Source organism: Marinobacter gudaonensis, from assembly GCF_900115175.1.
Taxonomy (GTDB): domain Bacteria; phylum Pseudomonadota; class Gammaproteobacteria; order Pseudomonadales; family Oleiphilaceae; genus Marinobacter; species Marinobacter gudaonensis.
The window spans coordinates 1-1,835 of record NZ_FOYV01000009.1; the positions used below are offsets into that span (position 1 = coordinate 1).

1 tRNA gene and 1 rRNA gene are annotated in these 1,835 nt (G+C 54.2%); both read left to right on the forward strand.

The window, feature by feature from the left end:
• Positions 1–80: 80 nt before the first annotated feature.
• A 16S ribosomal RNA gene (locus tag BM344_RS17460) occupies positions 81–1,620 on the forward strand.
• Positions 1,621–1,710: 90 nt separating this feature from the next.
• A tRNA-Ile gene (locus BM344_RS17465) sits at positions 1,711–1,787 on the forward strand.
• The last annotated feature ends 48 nt before the right edge of the window (positions 1,788–1,835 follow it).

Consider the following 1,835-nt stretch of genomic DNA (forward strand, 5'->3'; position numbering starts at 1 on the left):
GAAATATCAGGACAGTGACTCGTCGAAATTGAGTTTTGTCTTGAGCAAGAATAGAGAATCTTCGGATTCTTGTATGATTTAAACTGAAGAGTTTGATCATGGCTCAGATTGAACGCTGGCGGCAGGCTTAACACATGCAAGTCGAGCGGTAACAGGGGGAGCTTGCTCCCTGCTGACGAGCGGCGGACGGGTGAGTAATGCATAGGAATCTGCCCAGTAGTGGGGGATAGCCCGGGGAAACCCGGATTAATACCGCATACGCCCTTTGGGGGAAAGCAGGGGATCTTCGGACCTTGCGCTATTGGATGAGCCTATGTCGGATTAGCTAGTTGGTGGGGTAAAGGCCCACCAAGGCGACGATCCGTAGCTGGTCTGAGAGGATGATCAGCCACATCGGGACTGAGACACGGCCCGAACTCCTACGGGAGGCAGCAGTGGGGAATATTGGACAATGGGGGCAACCCTGATCCAGCCATGCCGCGTGTGTGAAGAAGGCTTTCGGGTTGTAAAGCACTTTCAGTGAGGAGGAAAACCTTCTGGTTAATACCCAGGAGGCTTGACGTTACTCACAGAAGAAGCACCGGCTAACTCCGTGCCAGCAGCCGCGGTAATACGGAGGGTGCAAGCGTTAATCGGAATTACTGGGCGTAAAGCGCGCGTAGGTGGTTTGATAAGCGAGATGTGAAAGCCCCGGGCTTAACCTGGGAACGGCATTTCGAACTGTCAGGCTAGAGTGTGGTAGAGGGTAGTGGAATTTCCTGTGTAGCGGTGAAATGCGTAGATATAGGAAGGAACACCAGTGGCGAAGGCGGCTACCTGGACCAACACTGACACTGAGGTGCGAAAGCGTGGGGAGCAAACAGGATTAGATACCCTGGTAGTCCACGCCGTAAACGATGTCAACTAGCCGTTGGGACTCTTGAAGTCTTAGTGGCGCAGCTAACGCACTAAGTTGACCGCCTGGGGAGTACGGCCGCAAGGTTAAAACTCAAATGAATTGACGGGGGCCCGCACAAGCGGTGGAGCATGTGGTTTAATTCGACGCAACGCGAAGAACCTTACCTGGCCTTGACATGTTGGGAACTTTCCAGAGATGGATTGGTGCCTTCGGGAACCCAAACACAGGTGCTGCATGGCCGTCGTCAGCTCGTGTCGTGAGATGTTGGGTTAAGTCCCGTAACGAGCGCAACCCCTATCCCTAGTTGCTAGCAGTTCGGCTGAGAACTCTAGGGAGACTGCCGGTGACAAACCGGAGGAAGGTGGGGATGACGTCAGGTCATCATGGCCCTTACGGCCAGGGCTACACACGTGCTACAATGGCGCGCACAGAGGGCTGCAAACCCGCGAGGGGGAGCCAATCTCACAAAACGCGTCGTAGTCCGGATCGCAGTCTGCAACTCGACTGCGTGAAGTCGGAATCGCTAGTAATCGTGAATCAGAATGTCACGGTGAATACGTTCCCGGGCCTTGTACACACCGCCCGTCACACCATGGGAGTGGATTGCACCAGAAGTGGTTAGTCTAACCTTCGGGAGGACGATCACCACGGTGTGGTTCATGACTGGGGTGAAGTCGTAACAAGGTAGCCGTAGGGGAACCTGCGGCTGGATCACCTCCTTAAACGAAGCCGAATGCTTCGGTCAGAGTCCACACGAATTACTTGGTTGGCTAATAAAGAGAGCAAAAGGGTCGTTGCAGGCCCGTGTTTTTGGGTCTGTAGCTCAGGTGGTTAGAGCGCACCCCTGATAAGGGTGAGGTCGGTGGTTCAAGTCCACCCAGACCCACCAGAATTATCCAGCTCGTCGTTGTCGAAGCACTTGCATAGCAGGCTATGC